General features: G+C 65.4%; 18 protein-coding genes. 8 read left to right on the top strand and 10 right to left on the bottom strand.

Features of this window, described 5'->3' with window-relative positions:
* The first annotated feature begins 11 nt into the window (after positions 1 to 11).
* Positions 12 to 1343, top strand: a complete 1332-nt coding sequence (locus C442_RS03260) for a dihydroorotase (RefSeq protein ID WP_008307782.1) — start codon at positions 12 to 14, stop codon at positions 1341 to 1343.
* Here C442_RS03260 and C442_RS03265 read toward each other — a convergent pair.
* The 5 genes from C442_RS03265 to C442_RS03285 form a co-directional block, all read right to left on the bottom strand.
* Positions 1335 to 1700 carry a DUF7268 family protein gene (locus C442_RS03265; protein ID WP_008307784.1) on the bottom strand — a complete coding sequence of 122 codons (366 nt, stop codon included), beginning with the start codon at positions 1698 to 1700 and terminating at the stop codon, positions 1335 to 1337. The genes C442_RS03260 and C442_RS03265 overlap by 9 nt on opposite strands.
* On the bottom strand, positions 1700 to 2629 hold the full coding sequence (locus tag C442_RS03270) for an ABC transporter permease (RefSeq protein ID WP_008307786.1): 930 nt from the start codon (positions 2627 to 2629) through the stop codon (positions 1700 to 1702). Before C442_RS03270 ends, C442_RS03265 begins: the two co-directional genes overlap by 1 nt.
* Positions 2626 to 3708 (bottom strand): ABC transporter permease, encoded by a 1083-nt coding sequence (locus C442_RS03275; RefSeq protein ID WP_008307789.1) that lies wholly within the window; start codon positions 3706 to 3708, stop codon positions 2626 to 2628. The genes C442_RS03270 and C442_RS03275 overlap by 4 nt, the downstream gene beginning before the upstream one ends.
* A 20-nt stretch (positions 3709 to 3728) precedes the next feature.
* Complete coding sequence (locus C442_RS03280; protein ID WP_008307791.1) at positions 3729 to 5465, bottom strand: ABC transporter substrate-binding protein; 1737 nt, start codon at positions 5463 to 5465, stop codon at positions 3729 to 3731.
* Between the two features lie 97 nt (positions 5466 to 5562).
* Entirely contained in the window at positions 5563 to 8235 is a 2673-nt protein-coding gene (locus tag C442_RS03285) for a dipeptide ABC transporter ATP-binding protein (RefSeq protein WP_008307793.1), read from the bottom strand.
* Positions 8236 to 8321: 86 nt separating this feature from the next.
* Here C442_RS03285 and C442_RS03290 point away from each other — a divergent pair, with 86 nt between their 5' ends.
* Positions 8322 to 8840, top strand: a complete 519-nt coding sequence (locus tag C442_RS03290; protein WP_008307796.1) for a DUF7529 family protein — start codon at positions 8322 to 8324, stop codon at positions 8838 to 8840.
* 33 nt (positions 8841 to 8873) lie between these two features.
* Here C442_RS03290 and C442_RS03295 read toward each other — a convergent pair whose 3' ends face one another.
* On the bottom strand, positions 8874 to 9299 hold the full coding sequence (locus C442_RS03295; protein ID WP_008307797.1) for a hypothetical protein: 426 nt from the start codon (positions 9297 to 9299) through the stop codon (positions 8874 to 8876).
* A gap of 11 nt (positions 9300 to 9310) precedes the next feature.
* Positions 9311 to 10042: a DUF5806 family protein gene (locus tag C442_RS03300; RefSeq protein WP_008307799.1), complete on the bottom strand. Its 732-nt coding sequence runs from the start codon at positions 10040 to 10042 to the stop codon at positions 9311 to 9313.
* A gap of 115 nt (positions 10043 to 10157) precedes the next feature.
* On the opposite strand from C442_RS03300, the gene C442_RS03305 reads away from it, so the two are divergent.
* Positions 10158 to 10529 (top strand): universal stress protein, encoded by a 372-nt coding sequence (locus C442_RS03305; protein WP_008307800.1) that lies wholly within the window; start codon positions 10158 to 10160, stop codon positions 10527 to 10529.
* Entirely contained in the window at positions 10526 to 11047 is a 522-nt protein-coding gene (locus C442_RS03310; protein ID WP_008307801.1) for a GNAT family N-acetyltransferase, read from the top strand. Before C442_RS03305 ends, C442_RS03310 begins: the two co-directional genes overlap by 4 nt.
* Here C442_RS03310 and C442_RS03315 read toward each other — a convergent pair.
* Positions 11044 to 11484 carry a universal stress protein gene (locus C442_RS03315; protein ID WP_008307802.1) on the bottom strand — a complete coding sequence of 147 codons (441 nt, stop codon included), beginning with the start codon at positions 11482 to 11484 and terminating at the stop codon, positions 11044 to 11046. The two genes, C442_RS03310 and C442_RS03315, sit on opposite strands and share 4 nt — an antisense overlap.
* A 124-nt stretch (positions 11485 to 11608) precedes the next feature.
* On the opposite strand from C442_RS03315, the gene C442_RS03320 reads away from it, so the two are divergent.
* The 3 genes from C442_RS03320 to C442_RS03330 all read left to right on the top strand — a co-directional run bounded on the left by C442_RS03320 (position 11609) and on the right by C442_RS03330 (position 13725).
* Positions 11609 to 12073: a universal stress protein gene (locus C442_RS03320; RefSeq protein ID WP_008307803.1), complete on the top strand. Its 465-nt coding sequence runs from the start codon at positions 11609 to 11611 to the stop codon at positions 12071 to 12073.
* Between the two features lie 43 nt (positions 12074 to 12116).
* Positions 12117 to 13208: a DHH family phosphoesterase gene (locus C442_RS03325; protein WP_008307804.1), complete on the top strand. Its 1092-nt coding sequence runs from the start codon at positions 12117 to 12119 to the stop codon at positions 13206 to 13208.
* Between the two features lie 79 nt (positions 13209 to 13287).
* Positions 13288 to 13725 carry a hypothetical protein gene (locus C442_RS03330; protein ID WP_008307805.1) on the top strand — a complete coding sequence of 146 codons (438 nt, stop codon included), beginning with the start codon at positions 13288 to 13290 and terminating at the stop codon, positions 13723 to 13725.
* A 1-nt stretch (position 13726) separates the two neighbouring features.
* Here the strand turns inward: C442_RS03330 and C442_RS03335 are convergent, their stop codons facing one another.
* Positions 13727 to 14158, bottom strand: coding sequence for a DUF5807 family protein (locus tag C442_RS03335; RefSeq protein WP_008307806.1), 432 nt, complete (start codon positions 14156 to 14158; stop codon positions 13727 to 13729).
* A 49-nt stretch (positions 14159 to 14207) separates the two neighbouring features.
* Complete coding sequence (locus tag C442_RS03340; RefSeq protein ID WP_008307808.1) at positions 14208 to 15656, bottom strand: hypothetical protein; 1449 nt, start codon at positions 15654 to 15656, stop codon at positions 14208 to 14210.
* Positions 15657 to 15742: 86 nt separating this feature from the next.
* Here C442_RS03340 and C442_RS03345 point away from each other — a divergent pair, with 86 nt between their 5' ends.
* Entirely contained in the window at positions 15743 to 16165 is a 423-nt protein-coding gene (locus C442_RS03345; protein ID WP_008307810.1) for a dCTP deaminase/dUTPase family protein, read from the top strand.
* Positions 16166 to 16189: the final 24 nt, after the last annotated feature.

The following is a 16189-nucleotide window of genomic DNA, read 5'->3' on the forward strand; positions in this document are numbered from 1 at the left end:
CGACTGGGCGTATGCTCATCCGTAACGCGACGCTGCCGGACGGTCACCAACGCGACATCCGGGTGCGTGGCGAGTCCATCGTCGAAGTCGGCCGCGACCTCGACGCATCCGACCAGCACGTCATCGAAGCGACTGGCAAGCGTCTGTTCCCGGGAATGATCGACGCTCATGTTCACTTCCGCCAGCCCGGCTACCCCCACAAGGAGACGTGGGAGAGCGGCTCACGGTCGGCGGCGGCCGGCGGCGTCACGACTGTCGTCGACCAACCAAACACCGACCCGCCGACCGTCGACGGTGAGGCGTTCGACCAGAAAGCCGAGTTCGCCGCCGACTCCGTCGTCGACTGGGGTATCAACGGCGGCGTCACGGCCGACTGGATTCCGAACGTCCTCCTGCGCCGTCGCCTGTTCGCGCTCGGCGAGGTGTTCCTCGCGGACTCCACCGGCGACATGGGTATCGAGGCCGACTTGTTCGCCGACGCGCTGGAGGCCGCTGCTGACAACGACGTGCCGGTCACGGTCCACGCCGAGGACGCCGACTACTTCAACGACGACGCGAGGGCCCGCGACGACGCCGACGCCTGGAGCGCGTTCCGGACCGCGAAAGCTGAAGAAAAGGCCGTCGAGCGGGCCTGTTCCGTCGCGAAAGAGCACGACACGACCATTCACATCGCGCACACCTCCACGCCGGAGGGCGTCGACATCGCCAGCGAGGCCGGGATGACGACCGAAGTGACGCCCCATCACTTGCTGCTCTCTCGGCGCGACCTCTCCGAACTGGGGACGTTCGGACGGATGAACCCGCCCCTGCGCCGCGAGAAGCGCCGCCAGAAGCTCTACGAGCGTGTTGTCGACGGCACCGTCGACATGATCGCGACGGACCACGCGCCACACACCCGCGAGGAGAAGGACGCCAGCATCTGGGACGCTCCGTCGGGCGTCCCTGGCGTCGAGACTGTTCTCCCGCTCCTACTGGCTGAAGCACGCGACCCGGACAGCGGCCTCACCTACGAGCGCGTTCGCGACCTCACCGCACGAAATCCCGCCGACGTTTTCGACATCCCGCAGAAGGGGGCCATCGAAGCCGGCAAGGACGCCGACCTCGTGCTCGTCGACACGACCGAGACGAGCGAGATCAGCGGTGAGACGCTCCACTCGAAGTGCAACTGGACGCCGTTCGAGGGCCGTGAGGCGGTGTTCCCCGAATGGACGATGGTCCGGGGGACAGTCGTCTACGAGCGCGGCGACGCGCTGGAAGCTGCCGACAGCACCGCGCAAGAGGACGTGTTCTACGACCATCAGGGCGAGAACGTCCGCGGCGCGGACGGCGAACGGCTAGAGTAGCGCCGCGACGACGGACGTCCCGACCATTATTCCGCCGCCACCGCCACAGAGACGGGCCATTGCCCGCCGCGAGTCGCGCTCGGTCCAATTGCTTCGCGTGCCCATGTGTTCCTGCATGGCTTCGATGCCGCGGCCGGCGAGTATCGACCCCGACCAGCCCAGCAGGCCGAAGCCGAACACCAGTGCGCCGAGGGCGAACACCGTCGCTTCACTCGACCGCACATCACCGGTGTAGAGCGTCCAGCCCGCCGTTCCGAGGCCGCCAAGCACCAGACCGACGACAAGGCCACTCCCCACCAGTCGTGCCCGGGCCGCAACGTACTGCCGGAGTCGGGGTGGGTCACCGCTCTGGGCCATCAGTCGATGGCATCACGCATCCGCGGATCGAGCGCGTCGCGCATCCCGTCGCCGAGGAGATTGAACCCGAGGACGGTGATAGCGAGGAACAGCCCCGGGAAGAAGGAGAGCCACCACTCGCCGGTCAGCAGGCCGTTCTCGACACCGCGAGAGAGCATCAGGCCCCACGATGGCGTCCCGGCCTGTGCGCCGAACCCGAGGAAAGACAGCGCCGCGAGGTCGATGATGGCGAGCCCGAAGTTCAGCGTCGACTGGACGGTGATCGGCGCGAGCGTGTTCGGCAGGATGTGACGGACGAGAACTCGCGGGTCGGTCGCGCCAAGCGCAACTGTGGCGTCGACGTACTCGTCTTCGAGCACTTTGAGCGCGGCCCCGCGGACGACTCGGGCGAACCGCGGCGTGTACACCAGCACGAGCGCCACCACGGCCCGCCAGAGACCGAGGTCCCGCGGGAAGATGGCGACCAGTGCGAGCGCGAGCAATAGCGGCGGGAACGCAAGCAGCACGTCCATCGTCCGCATGATGACGTTGTCGGTCACGTCGCCGTAGTACGCCGCAATAATACCCAGGCCGACACCGACGGTAGTCGATGTACCGACGGTAATCGTCCCGAACTTCAGGGCCAGCCACGCGCCGTACAGGCTCCGCTTGTAGATGTCACGGGCCGCCGCGTCCGTCCCGAACAGTTGTTGATTCGCGGGCGCGGGACCGAGCCAGCCGGGCGGTGCGCGGTCAGCGATCTCGGTACCGAGCTGTGAGCCGGCAAGCGCGCCGAGGTCGTAGGTCACGCGGGCGTAGATGGCGACAGCGGCCATGCCGAGGATGATCGTCAGCCCGACGACGGCGAGGCGGTTCGTCAGCAGGTCGGCGAGGAACGGGGACGCCCGCAGGCGTCCCAGCGTGCCCCGTGTCTCGGTGTCCGTACTCATTGTTGAATCCGTGGGTCGAGGTAGCTGTAGGTGACGTCGACGAAGAGGTTCACGAGCGTAAACAGCAAGGCGAAGGTGAGCACCGTTCCCTGCACGACCGGGTAGTCCGAGACGCCGATGGCGGTGACGATAGTCAGCCCCATCCCGTTGATACCGAACACGGTCTCGGTCAGGACTGCCCCGCCCAGCAGCGTCCCGAACTGGATGCCGATGACGGTGACGACCGGAATCAGCGCGTTCCGGAAGCCGTGTTTCATCAGCGTGATTTTCGCACCCTGACCCTTCGCCCGCGCGGTCCGGATGTAGTCCTGCCGGATGACTTCGAGCATCGAGGAGCGCATCATCCGCGAAATCAGTGCCGTCGAGTAGACACCGATGACCACCGCCGGCAGGAACAGGTGATGCGCCGCCGAGAGGAAGGCCTCGGTATTCCCGAGCAGGATCGTATCGACCGTTATCATCCCGGTCAGGGGCAGTTCCCGGCCGAACAGCGTCCAGGTGTCGGGCAGAAACAGCGTTGAGGCGATACGCCCGCTGGTCGGGAACACGTCGAGGTACGTCGAGAACAGCAGGATGAGCAGCGGACCGGACCAGAATATCGGGACCGAGATACCCGTCAGCGCCCCGATACGGGTAACGTGGTCCGTCAGCGAATCCTGCTTGACCGCGGAGATGATGCCCAGCGGCAGACCGAGCAGGATGCCCGCTGCCTGGCCGTAAATCGCGAGTTCGAGCGTGATCGGGAGTCGGTCGGAGATGACCGAGCGGACGCTGTTCCCGCGGCTAATGCTGTAGGACTGCCCGAAGTCGAACCGTGCTGCGTCCCACAGGAAGGTCAGGTACTGCTCCCAGAGCGGCCGCCGAAGTCCCAGTTCAACACGTATCTGTTCGAGCTGTTCGGCTGACGCACGTTGGCCGGCGATAATGACAGCCGGGTCGCCCGGAGCCAGGTGGAGGATCGCGAAGACGACCGACGCGACGCCGAACAGCACCGGGATGAGCAACAGCAGTCGCTTGATGACGAACCGTGGCGGTACCACCGGCTCAGCCAGCCTGAAAAGAAACTGTGTCCAGTTCATTCGGAAGTTCCCTTGAAGCGCTACTGCAGTTCGACTGTGTTAAGATACGGGCCACCTACGGAGCTGATCGTGTAGGTGTCTTCGACGACAGCCTCGTTGACCGCCCGGAGCGTCTCGGCGTAGTCGATGAACACCCACGGGGACTCGTCGTAGGCTATCTGGCTGGCCTCTTCGTACATCGTCTCGCGGTCGCCCTCCGCGTAGGTCTTCTGGGCTTCCCGGACCAGTTCCATGTAGTCGGCGTTGGCCCAGCCGGAAACGTTGAGGGTGTTGTACCCGTCGGCGTCGAAACTGACCCAGTCCTGCCCGTCGGGTACGGCGTCCATCTCGACCTGTGGGTCTAGCAGGACGTACAGGAAGTTGTCCGGGTCGGCGTTGTCGGTGTACCAGCCGAGGAAACACGCGTCGTGTTTCCCGGCCGACGTGTAGTCCAGATACGGCCCGAAGTTGGAGAACTGGTTGATGTTGACCGTCAGACCGATTTCCTCCAGGTCAGACTTCACCTGATTCGCCGTGTTGACCGGGCTGGGGTTGTATCCGCGAGGGTTCGAGAACGTCGCGAGTTCGAACTCGAAGCCGTCGCCGTAGCCCGCCTCTTCGAGCATCGACTGGGCCTGCTCCTTGTCCGTCGGATACGGATCGAGGTCGTCGTTGTGCCCGAGCACGTCCGGTGGGAGCGGCTGGGAGGCCTGGGTCGCAAAGCCCTGGTAGATCTGGTTGACGATGGCCTCGGTGTTGACGGCGTGGGCGATGGCCTGGCGGACCTGCCGGTCCCGGAACGGCTCGAACCGGGCCATGTTCATCGCCATGTAGCCGTGGTTGATGCCGTCCTTCCGCAACAGCGTCGCCGTCCCGCTTTCCTCGGCGCGCTGGAATCCGGAGGAGTCGAGGTTGTCCGTGATGTGTGAGGCCCCGTTGATGACGTCCTGCACTCGCGTGCTGTTTTCGGTGATGGTCTTGAAGATGACCGTTCCGACGTTCGGGCCGTCACCCCAGTAGTCGTTGTTGGCCCGCAGTCGGATGCGCTCGTTCGGGTTGTCGAGCGTGTCGAACTGGAAGGCCCCGGTGCCCGCGGGTTCGCTTCCGAGGTCAGTCTGGTTGTCGCCCAACGACTCGATCTGGGCTTTCGAGAGGACTGCCGAGGCGAACATCGCGAGGTTCCGCAGGAACGGCGCGAACTGCTGTGTAAGCTCGATTGTCAGCTCGTAGTCCTGGCTCGCGTCGACGCTTTCGATCCAGTCGCCGAGCGTGAACGGGCCGTACCCCGACCGGGTCTCGTCGCCGAGGTAGTACTCGTAGTCGCTCTGGGTGAACCGCTGCCAGGTCGCCTTGAAGTCTGACGCGGTGAACTCTTCGCCGTTGTGGAAGGTGACACCTTCGCGAAGCGTCAGCGTCGCGGTAGTTCCCTCGAGAGTGTAGTCGGTCGCGAGCGCGTCTTCGAGTTGGCCGCCGCTCCCGGCCGCGAACTGGATGAGGGTGTCAAACACCTGATTGGTTACCTTCGCCACCTCGCCGCTGGTCGACTGCTGTGGGTCGTAGCTTTCGGGGTGGTCACCGCGAGCGTACACGAGCGTCTGGTCGCTCCCACCGTCTCCGCCGTCACCGCCGTCGCTACCAGTGCCGTCGCCACCGTCTCCACCTTCGGTTCCGCCACCATCGCCGCCGTCGCCGGAACAACCTGCGAGCGTTGCGGCTGCCGCGGCACTGCCGGCCGCGGTAAGGAAGCTCCGTCTGTCCAGAGAATCACCGGATGACATGGGACTTTGTTCAAACAGATATATTATAATTGTACCGGATAGATCAATGATTCTGCTATATATCTCCTGAGAGTTATGTGCAGCTAAGTAATATTATTCAGTTACTGCTTTCGTCCTCCTGTTCGTAGAGGTGACACGCTGCTGGATGGGAGTCCGGTTGTAGTTCGGGGTGCTGTGTCTCACAGACGCTCTCGAACCGATCCCGTAGCGCCGACGCGGCAGCGTCCCAGTCCTCGTCCGCGAGATGCTCAATCGACGTTTCGACGACGCGGCGGTTCTCTCCGGTCAGGCTCGTTTCGAAGAACCGGTCGAACATCGTCTGTTTGAACGCTGCCATCGGTACCTCCCCCCTGCCGCTCGGCGGCTCGGTAAGGTCTGCGCCACCGTCCGTCGCCGCTGTGGCACTGTCGGCTTTTCGGGCCTGCTTCCGAACTGCATCGATGGCGATGGCCTCGTCCTCGACCCGTTGCCGGTAGTCCATTACCTCGCGGTACGTCTCCTGTTCGATGTCGATGTCGGGCGGGATGACTTCGGGACAGCGTGTCCGGAAGTGACAGCCCGACGGCGGGTCGATCGGCGACGGGACGTCGCCTTTCAGCAGTATCCGGTCGGCCTCCACGGTCGGGTCCGGTTCCGGGATCGCCGACATGAGCGCCCGCGTGTAGGGGTGTTTCGGGTCCGCGAACAGGTCCGGGGTGTCGGCGATTTCGACCACCTCACCGAGATACATCACCGCGACGCGGTCGCAGATGTGGCGCACCACCGACAGGTCGTGGGCGATAAACAGATACGTCAGGCCGAACTCATGCTGGAGGTCCTCCAGAAGGTTGATTATCTGTGCCTGGACGCTCACGTCCAGCGCCGAAACGGGTTCGTCACAGACGATGAAATCGGGGTCGACGGCGAGCGCGCGAGCGATGCCGACCCGCTGGCGCTGTCCGCCTGACAGTTCGTGCGGGTAGCGGTCGTACTGGTCCGGGTCGAGCCCGACCGCCTCCATGAGGTCGGCCACGCGGTCGACCCGCTGTTCGCGGCGTGAGCCGTCACCGGTGTCTTCCGGGAGATCATGAATTTTCAGCGGCTCCATGATCGTCTGGCCGACGGTCATCCGTGGGTCGAGGCTGGACATCGGGTCCTGGAAGATCATCTGCAGGTCCCGGCGGACTTCCCGCAGGCCATCCTTGTCGAGGTCCGCGAGGTCTTGGCCGGCGAAGACCACGGTCCCGTCTGTCGGTTCTAGCAGTCTGAGGATGGTCCGGCCGGTCGTCGATTTCCCACAGCCGGACTCGCCGACGAGCCCCAGCGTCTCGCCCTCGTAGATGTCCATCGAGACACCGTCGACGGCTTTGACGGACTCCGGCTCGCGCCCGATGTACTTGTCCAGAAGGTCGTCGGCCCGCGAGAAGTGTTTTTTCAGGCCGTCGACCTCCATGAGCCGTCTGTCCGTTCGGGTCGTCTCCGTCGCGGCGACGCCGGCGTCGCCAGTGCCGTATTCGTCTGTATCGAACGATTCGAGGATACATTTCGAGCGGTGGGTGACGTCGTCCGGCCCGTGCTGGAGATACGGAATCTCGCCCTCGCGACACTCGGGCTCGGCCCACGGACAGCGGTCAGCGAAGTGGCACCCTTCGGGCATGTCGATGAGGCTGGGGACGTTTCCTTCGATGGGGGTCAACCGCTCTGTCCCCTCGCCCGGTATCGACTCAAGCAGCGTGTACGTGTAGGGATGTGACGGGTTCTGGAAGATTTCCTCTACCGGCCCCTCCTCGACGATTTCGCCGGCATACATCACGGCGACGCGGTCGCAGGTCTCCGCGACGACGCCGAGGTCGTGCGTGATGAACAGCACTGACATTCCGAGGTCCGCCTGAAGGTCGTCGATGAGGTCCAGAATCTGTGCCTGGATGGTCACGTCGAGCGCCGTCGTCGGCTCGTCGGCGACGAGCAGCTTCGGTCGGCACGCAAGCGCGATGGCGATGAGGACGCGCTGGCGCATCCCGCCGGAGAACTCGTGGGGGTACTCGTCGACGCGGTCGGCCGGCTCCGGGATTCCGACCTCTTCCAGCAGCGAGATAACGTCCGACCGGATCTCCTCGTCCATCTCGCTGCCCCGGCTGAGCGAGGGCGTAATCTCCCGGACGGCGTTGAACCACGAGTCGTTCCGCTTGCTCCCGTAGCGGTGGAGGCGCAGGCTCTCCGCGACCTGCTCGCCGACCGTTATCGCGGGGTTCAGCGACGTCATCGGGTCCTGAAATATCATCCCCATATCGCCGCCGCGGATGTCCCGCATCACCCGCTCCGGGGCTGCCGTCAGGTCGACGTAGCCGTCGGTAATCGTGACGGGCGCGTCGCCGCTCTCCGGAAGGGCCTTTTTCGGAGCTTTCCGAATGAACTGCTCGGCGAGCGTCCTGTCGTCAGCCGTCGTCGAAACCGAGTCGGGGAGACGACTCCGGTCGACCGTCGCCGCGTCGATGGTGATGAAGCCGCTGTCGCCGTCGGCCGTCCGTACTGCCTTCGGATACTGCCGAGACAGCCGTGTGACGGTCTCAAGCGCACCGAATCGAATCTCCCCACCGGCGATGTGTCCGGGTTCGTCGACGATATCCATTGCCGATAACGCTGTGACGGATTTCCCTGATCCCGACTCGCCGACCAGACCGACGGTTTCGCCCTCCCTGACAGTGAGGTCGATGCCGTCGACGGCTTTGACGGTGCCGCGGTCCGTCTCGAACTGGGTTCGGAGGTCAGATAATGTTAAGAGGTCGCGCATCTGTCGCCTTCTTCTCAAAATACCAGTAAAACTGTTGTGCCACTGGCCCACCAACAATTTATCCCGGCCGCCGCCACACTCGACGTATGAACGACCCTGTCGACCCCGAGTCTAACCCCTTCGACCGTGTCGTCGGTCACTGGGAGCAGGTCATCGAGGACATGGCGGCCACGGCGACACAGTACCGCGACAACGGGCGCGAGGCTATCGAACTCCACCCCGGCGACGTGGCGGTACTGACCGGCGAGCCGCGAACGATGGCTGAACAGACCGGCGAGTACGAGCCGGAGACCCGGCGGCTCGGTTTCGATGTTGTGGTCCCCGGCGACGAGTTCCGGCGGGTCGCCGACGCACTCGAAGACCGCACCGTCGAGCGCAGCGAGGTGTTCCGGGCGACCGACGACGGGATGGTGTTCCTGCTCGTCGCGCTGGAATGTGGCGACGACCTCGCCGTGCTCGTGCCGCTGTACTACGACAAGACCGACCGCGCGGACCTCTCGCAGGTCGCCGCCGACCACGGACTGTACTCACATATCCGACCGCTCACCGACGACGAGGTTGTCACCGTCACCCACGAGGACCCTGAACCGTTCTTCCCCGAGTGAAATCTGGTTCCAGACGGGTCACAGACCGCTTAGCTACGAGGTCTCTCGGACTCGGGTCAGCCGGTATGCCGGCACGTCGAAGACGAGACCGTAGAGTGCCCGGTTGGCGATGACACCGACACCGAAGCCCGAGAGAACGGCCGCGAGTACGAGCGTCACCGACGCCTCGGAAAGCGTCACGAGGCCGGCGACAGCCCCGGACAGCACGATGAACGCCGCCAGTGCGGCGACCTCCGGGTAGACGCCCGGGACCGCGTCGTGTTCGACGACAGCTACCGTGATCCCCGTCAGGAGTCCGAACCCGACAACCACCGCCAGTACGTCGACCAGTGCTGTCCCCGCCTCCGCGTAGCCAAGCACCGCCCCGCCGATGCCAATCGTCAGATCAGTCCGCAGCACTTTCTGTGTCGCTTCGTGGACCGACATCGACGGCTGTGTGTCGGGGTCGATGTCGTCCATCTCAGCCGTGTCTACTCGTCGACCTGGAATTCATTCCCACACTCCGGACAACACACCTCGTCGTGTCGCAGCGCCGCGGACTGCTCGCGGACCTCCCGCATCACTGAGGAAATCCGGTCTTCAGCCTCCATCTCGTCCTCGACGGCGAGGTCGACGCCCTCGACTTCGAGGAGGAACTTCGCGACTTCGGTGGCCTCGTACATCACGTCGTCGAGATCCTCGGCAGTGAAGAAGTCACACATCGCGCCGTAGAGGAAGGTTGCCCCGGCCTTCCGGACCTTGTCCTCGAAGGCAGCGCGGGCCTGATTGACCGCCTGTGGCGTGTACGTGTCCGTCATGAACGGGACGAGTTCGGGCAGGTTCTCCCCGATCTTCGTCATCTCGACGCCCGTTTCGGTCCGGAAGTCGGCACAGAGGCGGGCGATGGCCCACTCGCGGGCGGTGATGTACGTCCGGTCCCGGAGGAAATCGTTCGCGCGGTCGTAGGTCCCGCCCTCGATCTTCTTGAAGCGGTCGTACTTCCGGACGTCGGACGGAACGTCACTGGCTGTGGCGGCCGTCGCCTCGCTGGCTGACTCAGCCGGTGCTGTCTCCTCGGTGGCCGAGTCGGCGGGGCCGCTTTCCGTGGTGTCGCCGTCGTCGGCCCCGTCATCCGCGGCCGCCGGGTCGTCCGGCTGGTGTCCGGCTGATCCGTCGTCTGCCGCCTCGACGTCCGTCTCGTCCGGCGGTGCGCCCTCAGTCATAGCCGGGAATGCGTGCCCGCGGTGAAAAAGGGTATCGCCGCCGCCCCGCTGTCATTGTCTCCAACCGACAGTTCAGCCGGGTGGATTTTTTACCGCTCCCATGCATGGCCCGACTATGAAAATACTGCTCGGTGTCGGGGGCAGCGAACTGTCCTACCAGGCACTGACCGAGACACTCGAACGCGTATCGGAAACAGGCGACGAGCTGACCGTCGCTGTCTTCGAAAACGGCGACATCGACGCCGACCTCGAAACGGTCCAGCAGCGGATACAGGAGCAGATCGACGAAAGCGGGCTCGAGCCGCCGATCCGCCACGTCGAAGGCACCTCTCCGGGCAGCGAGCTGGTGAACATCGCCGAGAGCGAGGAGTTCGATAGGATCGTCCTCGGCGGTGGCGGCCGCTCGCCGCTCGGGAAGATACAGCTCGGTCCCATCGTCGAGTTCGTCCTGCTGAACGCACAGACGCCAGTGACTCTCATCCGATGACTCGAACGTACCCAGACGAACCCGCCGAAGAGTTCCCACAGCCGCCGCGGACGATCACCGACCGCAAGGACCGTCCCATCGACGTCATTCCCGCCGACGACGCCGACACGGAGAGCCTCGTCGAGATGTATCTCGATTTCGACCCTGCCGACCGTGCGCAGGGTATCCCGCCGGTCAAAGAGGAAGCGATCCGTGAGTGGCTCGAAACGATCCTCGACGGCGACTGTGTAAACGTCGTCGCCAAACACGACGACACTGTCGCCGGCCACGCGACGCTGGTCCCGGACAACGAGGACGAGCACGAACTCGCTATCTTCGTGCTACAGGCCTACCAGGGCGCTGGTATCGGGACGGCGCTGGTCGAGACGCTGCTGGGTCACGGCCAGGCCGAGGGTATCGACCACGTCTGGCTCACCGTCGAGCGGTGGAACGACCCGGCGATATCGCTGTACGAGAAGGTCGGCTTCGAGATCAGTAGCGCCGAGAGCTTCGAGATAGAGATGGCGATCCGTCTCTAAACGGTGAGTACCGGCTGGCTGGCGTACTCGATGACGTAGATCGCCGCGCGCCCGACGGCCTCTTCGCCCTCGCTTCTCTCCTCGCGCGGGACGACGATGAAATCCGCGTCGACGTCCTCCGCTACGTCGAGGACGACGCTGCCCGGTGTCTGCATCAGTCGTGTCTCGGAGAACGCGGTCGCGGACGACGTTTCGAACGTGCCGTCGTGGACGTCGCGGAACCGTTCCCGGATGCTCTCGGTGAACGCTCGATGCTCCTCGGCGATCGCGGTTGCGCTCACGTCGCCGCTGTCGATATCCTGGTGGAGCCGTTCGTCGATGACGAACAGCAGGTGGAGATCGGCGTCGTACCGCTCCGCGACGGCGATCGCGTACTCGGCCGCTCGTTCCGACTGGTCGCTGCCGTCGACCGGCGCGAGTACGAGGTCGATGTCCATCACTCGCCAGTGCGGCCCCGGCCGGCAAAAATCCACCGAGGTTCGTGCCGACCCCGTGGCGTCATCCGGAGCGTCCCTCGCCGTGACCAACAGTGTATTTAGTCGCGGCTTCGATGCGTGGTGTATGTTCGATACGGTGGTCATCGCCACGGACGGCTCCGGCAGCGCAGAGCGGGCCGTCGAAGCGGCGCTGGACCTGGCAGCGCGCTTCGACGCAACTGTCCACGGGCTGTACGTCGTCGACACCGGCGAGGTTGAGACGACTCCCGAAGAGGTTCGCGAGGCGCTGGAGCGCGCGCTGGCGACCACTGGCGGCCGCGCCCTCTCGTTCATTCTGGAGGCCGCCGACGCCGAGGCAGACGAGGAGCTCGTCACCGCTGTCCGGGAGGGCGACCCGGCCGACGAAATTTGCATGTATGCGGCGGAACACGACGCCGATGTCATCGTCAGCGGGACCCGGGGCCGCCACGGCGAACATGGATTCCTGCTGGGAAGCGTCGCCGAGGAACTCGTCCGGGAGGCCCCGATGCCGGTGCTGACGGTCCGCCAGCTCGAAGGCGAACCCAACCCCGAGCGCGAGGACGTGTAACGGAACCCGACGGCTTCTTGACGCCGCGCCCGCTTGCTGGGGCATGGACGATTGGCTCATCGACGACGACCGTCTCTCTATCGGCCGCAAATCCGTACTCCCCGGAGAGGGGTTCTTTATCCCGGATTCCTACGAGGAAGAGCAAGCCGAAGCGGAAGCCGCCGAAACGCTGGACGACGCCGGCGTCATTGTTATCGCCGACCCGGACGCAGACGGACTGGCCTGTACAGCACTGATCCGCGAGGCCCACGGGGAAGGTGCGCTGCTGCCCGCCGGCCCGCACGAACTCACGGAAGCGCTCGAATGGACCGCCGAGTACGCCGACCCCGACGCGACCGTCTTCATCTGTGACCTCTGTCCCGACCGCGAGTCCGACATCGCGCCCCTCGATTCGCTGGTCGACACCGTCGAACGGGTCGTCTGGTTCGACCACCACCAGTGGCCCGACGATCTCGCCGACGACGTCGACGCGGCCGGCGTCGAGCGCACCGTCGGGGACAGCGAGGAAGTGTGTACCGCCGACGTGGCGCTTTCGGAACTCGACTACGACTTCGACGAGCAGTGGGCCGATCTCGCCGCCGTCACCCGCGACCACGACCTCTGGATCCGCGACGACCCCCGAAGCGACGACCTCGCGGACCTGTCCTATTGGAGCGAACCCGAAGAGTACATCGAGGCGGTCCGCGACCACGGCCCCGACCTCTCTCCGGAGTTCCACGAGTTCCTCGACGAGAAGCGCGTCGAGAAGGAGGCGCTCATCGAGAAGGCCGTCGAGCGGGCCGAACTCCGCGATGTCGGCGAGTGGACGGTCGGCGTCACCTACGGCCGCTGCTCCCAGAACGAGGTCGCCGAGGCGCTCCGCGAGCAGGGCGCTGACGCCGCCGTCATCGTCAAGCCCGCCGGCTCCGCCTCGATTCGTGGGACAGATAACTTCGAGCGCGCCCACGAGGTCGCCCAGCAGGTCAACGGCGGCGGCCACCCGAAGGCGGCGGGCTGCAAGCCCGACATCTACGACGACATGATGGACTACGCCCACCACTGGACGACGCAAGGGGCCGTGGCGAAACAGGCTATCGTGGACGCGTTCCGACGGCTGCCTGAGGAAGAAGCGGAAGGCGTCGACACCGACCGATAGGTGGACCCGCGAACGAACTGAACGGTATCTCGCCCCCTGACACAACGTTGATTTATCTCTCCGTCGTCACTGCCGGGTGATGCCCGAGTCCCTCCACACGCGAATCGCGCGCGAAACAGCTGTGCGACAGCGACTCGGAAGCGCCGTTGCCGTCGGCGTGACGCTGTACGTCCTCGACGGCTCGGTACGGTACGCCGCGGTCGCGGCGGCGCTCGCCTTCTGTGTCTGGCTCGTCGCCGACGCCGCGCAGGCCGCTGTCGGCGACTACGCCGATCACATGGTGTTCGGGCTCCTCGTGTTCGGCTTCGTGGCGTACACGGTGTCAGCCGCCGGCCTAACGTGGGTCGTCGTTCCCGGGACGCTTCTCGGCTGCTGGTTCCTCCTCGACGGTATCCAGCACCTCCGCCACGGCGTCACCCGCGACGAGGTCGGAATTTCGTATGCACACGACGGCAGTCCCGTCACGGGCCTGCCGAAGGCACTGCTCGTCAGACTTGCCGAACCGTTCCTGCTGTAGGCTACTCCCCGACGACCCACTTGTCGCTGTACCGTTCTCCGCAGGCACACACCGCGTAGGCGTGGACAACGTCGCCCTCGGCGTAGAGCCCGCCCACGTCCTCGTTCTGTTCCTCGGCGAAGGCGAAGACAAAGCGGGTGGTGTGGTCGCTCTCCGGTTCCTCCTCGGCGACCGGACAGACCGCGCTGGTCAGGTCGTCGCCGATGTCCCCCTCGGTACCCATCGCCTGCTGGGCCAGTCCCATCGGGTCGATGCCCGTCGCCGACTGGAACGCGCTGCGGCCGTCGTCGCCCGGCAGGACGAGGACGTGGCCGTCCTCGACTTCGTCGGCGTACTCGGCCAGCGCGCCGGGGTTCGAGACGGCGTCCTCGTGGAGGAAGAACAGCACGTCTTCGGGCCGCTCGCCCGCCAGAAACTCCGTGTGTTTGGTCATGCAGAGAGGGAGTCACTCGTCGGCCAAAAGTGCCGCGTTCCTCCCAGCCCTACAGCCAGCCCACTAGCGCCGCAACGAGGAGATACACCCACAGGAGGATGCCGGCACCGATGATACGGTTCACTGTCTTGGTGGTGGTGTCACGAGTCACAGCCCCTGCGGCCACGGCACCGAGTGCGACGGCCAGGCCGAGCCGGTGGAGCACGACGTTGAGTGGCAGGGTCGTGACAGCGAGGTACTGGTAGTCCAGCACGAACGCAGTTCCGGTGCCGGTCGCCGCCGCCGCGAAGCTCCGGACCGGGTCGAGGTTCCGGCCGGCGAGGTACGCCGCGCCGGGGAGACCAAAGGCGAGTACCGGGTACAGGAGCGCGGCGATGAACTTGGGGTCCGCCGCTGGAAACGCCCGTTCGAGCGCGACACCGCTGAACCGGACGCCGAGGTAGAGCCCGAGGAGGACGGCGAAAAGCAGCAGGTACGAGAGGCCGCGCACGAGACGGTCGACCGGTCCGGGACTGAGGCGGTCGCTGGACCGAAGCCACCGCGACAGTGGCGTGTCGGACAGCAGCGGTTGCGTGGTGTCGGCCCGCGAACGGTCCCGCCGTCGGTGGCGGCGTCGGACTGCCGTGCCCAGCACCAGCCCAGTAATGCCAAGCGCCATCGGGCCGGGCCCACTGCCGCCGCTGTCTCCCACGAGGTCGACGATTGTCGCCCAGCCGTCGGAGCCGGACCCGCCGCCGTTATCGAGGTAGAGCCGCCAGACACCGTCGGCGAACGGCTCGCCCATGAACTGGGCTTCTACCCGGTTCTGGGCCGCTTCGGTGCCGTGGACTGTATGCCGGAGCCGGAACCAGTCCCAGTGCTCGCTGTGAGCCTGGATAGCGACCCAGTTGTCCGACTCGTAGGGCGACTCGTACAGCCGGATGTGGTGGCGTGCTCCTAGGTACGTCCCGTCGTGGAGCTGGTCGGTCTCCTCGATCCAGGCCCCGGCCGCTTCTCTGCCCAGCGGACCGGTGTACGAAACCGCACGGTACGGCCGTCGGGTTACCTCGTCGGCCCGGTCCTCGGTGAGCGTCCGGTCGTGGACGTAAAGGTAGCGGGTCGACCCCGTCGCTGCGCTCCATTCGACGAGCGTGCCGTTGGTGGCGTTGCCCTCCGTTATCGGTCCTTCGCCGGCGTCGATGTCCTGCTCGTCGGCCCCTGTCTTGTTCCAGCCCGGGTCCCGACCGCGGGTCAGATAGTCACGGATAGTCGCCGTGTCGCCGTACACGACGACGTTTATCGCCAGCGTCCGGCCCGAGGCTGACCGCGACCGACTAGTGTAGGGCCAGAACACGTTCTCGCCGGGTTTGGGTTCGACCAGTTTCGTCGGCGCCTGCCCGCGCTCGGCCGTCGCTCCCGGTGATCCCGGCTCGACCATCGTCGCCGCGCCGGCGAGCAGCACCACGAGAATCGCGGCGACCAGCGTCACCTTCGGCGAGAGCGGCCACGAGTACGCCACAGCCGTGCTTTGCAACCGAGTCCAATACGCGTTGTGCCGCCGCTTCCGGCCCCACTTTTACGCGTACTCGCCTGATACAGTCGCACATGACCGACTTCGGCGAGTACGTCACGGATATCGTTCACGAACCGACTCAGACCGACAGCCCGGGGTTCGACCTCACCGTCGCCGAGGTGTACGAGGTCGTCGAGCCGGGGCGGATCGACTTCGGCGGCGGCGAACTCGACGCGGCCGGCGTCACACCCCATTCGAGCGAGAAGCGGGACCCGGACGACGACTACGAGTGGTGGACGCTGCGGGGCGGCCAGTACCTCATCGAGTACAACGAATCACTGACTGGCGAGGCGACGGTGACCCTCCAGTCGCGGACGGAACTGCTTGAACGCGGCGCGACGCATCCGACACTACACGTCGACGCGCTCCCGCGCGTGCCGCTATCGGTCGGCGGCGCGGGGCTGCAGCTCAAAGAGAATGCCAGAGTCAGTACGATTGTCGCGGCCGAGGAGTAAACAGGTAGACAATCCGTCTCATAC

Origin of the sequence: Haloarcula amylolytica JCM 13557 (genome assembly GCF_000336615.1) — an archaeon.
In the GTDB taxonomy this organism is placed as follows: domain Archaea; phylum Halobacteriota; class Halobacteria; order Halobacteriales; family Haloarculaceae; genus Haloarcula; species Haloarcula amylolytica.

Excerpts from the sequence above, each read along its gene's own strand:
- C442_RS03260 (WP_008307782.1), top strand. The coding sequence starts at position 12 with ATGCTCATCCGTAACGCGACGCTGCCGGACGGTCACCAACGCGACATC.
- C442_RS03265 (WP_008307784.1), bottom strand. The coding sequence starts at position 1,700 with ATGGCCCAGAGCGGTGACCCACCCCGACTCCGGCAGTACGTTGCGGCC.
- C442_RS03270 (WP_008307786.1), bottom strand. The coding sequence starts at position 2,629 with ATGAGTACGGACACCGAGACACGGGGCACGCTGGGACGCCTGCGGGCG.
- C442_RS03275 (WP_008307789.1), bottom strand. The coding sequence starts at position 3,708 with ATGAACTGGACACAGTTTCTTTTCAGGCTGGCTGAGCCGGTGGTACCG.
- C442_RS03280 (WP_008307791.1), bottom strand. The coding sequence starts at position 5,465 with ATGTCATCCGGTGATTCTCTGGACAGACGGAGCTTCCTTACCGCGGCC.
- C442_RS03285 (WP_008307793.1), bottom strand. The coding sequence starts at position 8,235 with ATGCGCGACCTCTTAACATTATCTGACCTCCGAACCCAGTTCGAGACG.
- C442_RS03290 (WP_008307796.1), top strand. The coding sequence starts at position 8,322 with ATGAACGACCCTGTCGACCCCGAGTCTAACCCCTTCGACCGTGTCGTC.
- C442_RS03295 (WP_008307797.1), bottom strand. The coding sequence starts at position 9,299 with ATGGACGACATCGACCCCGACACACAGCCGTCGATGTCGGTCCACGAA.
- C442_RS03300 (WP_008307799.1), bottom strand. The coding sequence starts at position 10,042 with ATGACTGAGGGCGCACCGCCGGACGAGACGGACGTCGAGGCGGCAGAC.
- C442_RS03305 (WP_008307800.1), top strand. The coding sequence starts at position 10,158 with ATGAAAATACTGCTCGGTGTCGGGGGCAGCGAACTGTCCTACCAGGCA.
- C442_RS03310 (WP_008307801.1), top strand. The coding sequence starts at position 10,526 with ATGACTCGAACGTACCCAGACGAACCCGCCGAAGAGTTCCCACAGCCG.
- C442_RS03315 (WP_008307802.1), bottom strand. The coding sequence starts at position 11,484 with ATGGACATCGACCTCGTACTCGCGCCGGTCGACGGCAGCGACCAGTCG.
- C442_RS03320 (WP_008307803.1), top strand. The coding sequence starts at position 11,609 with ATGTTCGATACGGTGGTCATCGCCACGGACGGCTCCGGCAGCGCAGAG.
- C442_RS03325 (WP_008307804.1), top strand. The coding sequence starts at position 12,117 with ATGGACGATTGGCTCATCGACGACGACCGTCTCTCTATCGGCCGCAAA.
- C442_RS03330 (WP_008307805.1), top strand. The coding sequence starts at position 13,288 with ATGCCCGAGTCCCTCCACACGCGAATCGCGCGCGAAACAGCTGTGCGA.
- C442_RS03335 (WP_008307806.1), bottom strand. The coding sequence starts at position 14,158 with ATGACCAAACACACGGAGTTTCTGGCGGGCGAGCGGCCCGAAGACGTG.
- C442_RS03345 (WP_008307810.1), top strand. The coding sequence starts at position 15,743 with ATGACCGACTTCGGCGAGTACGTCACGGATATCGTTCACGAACCGACT.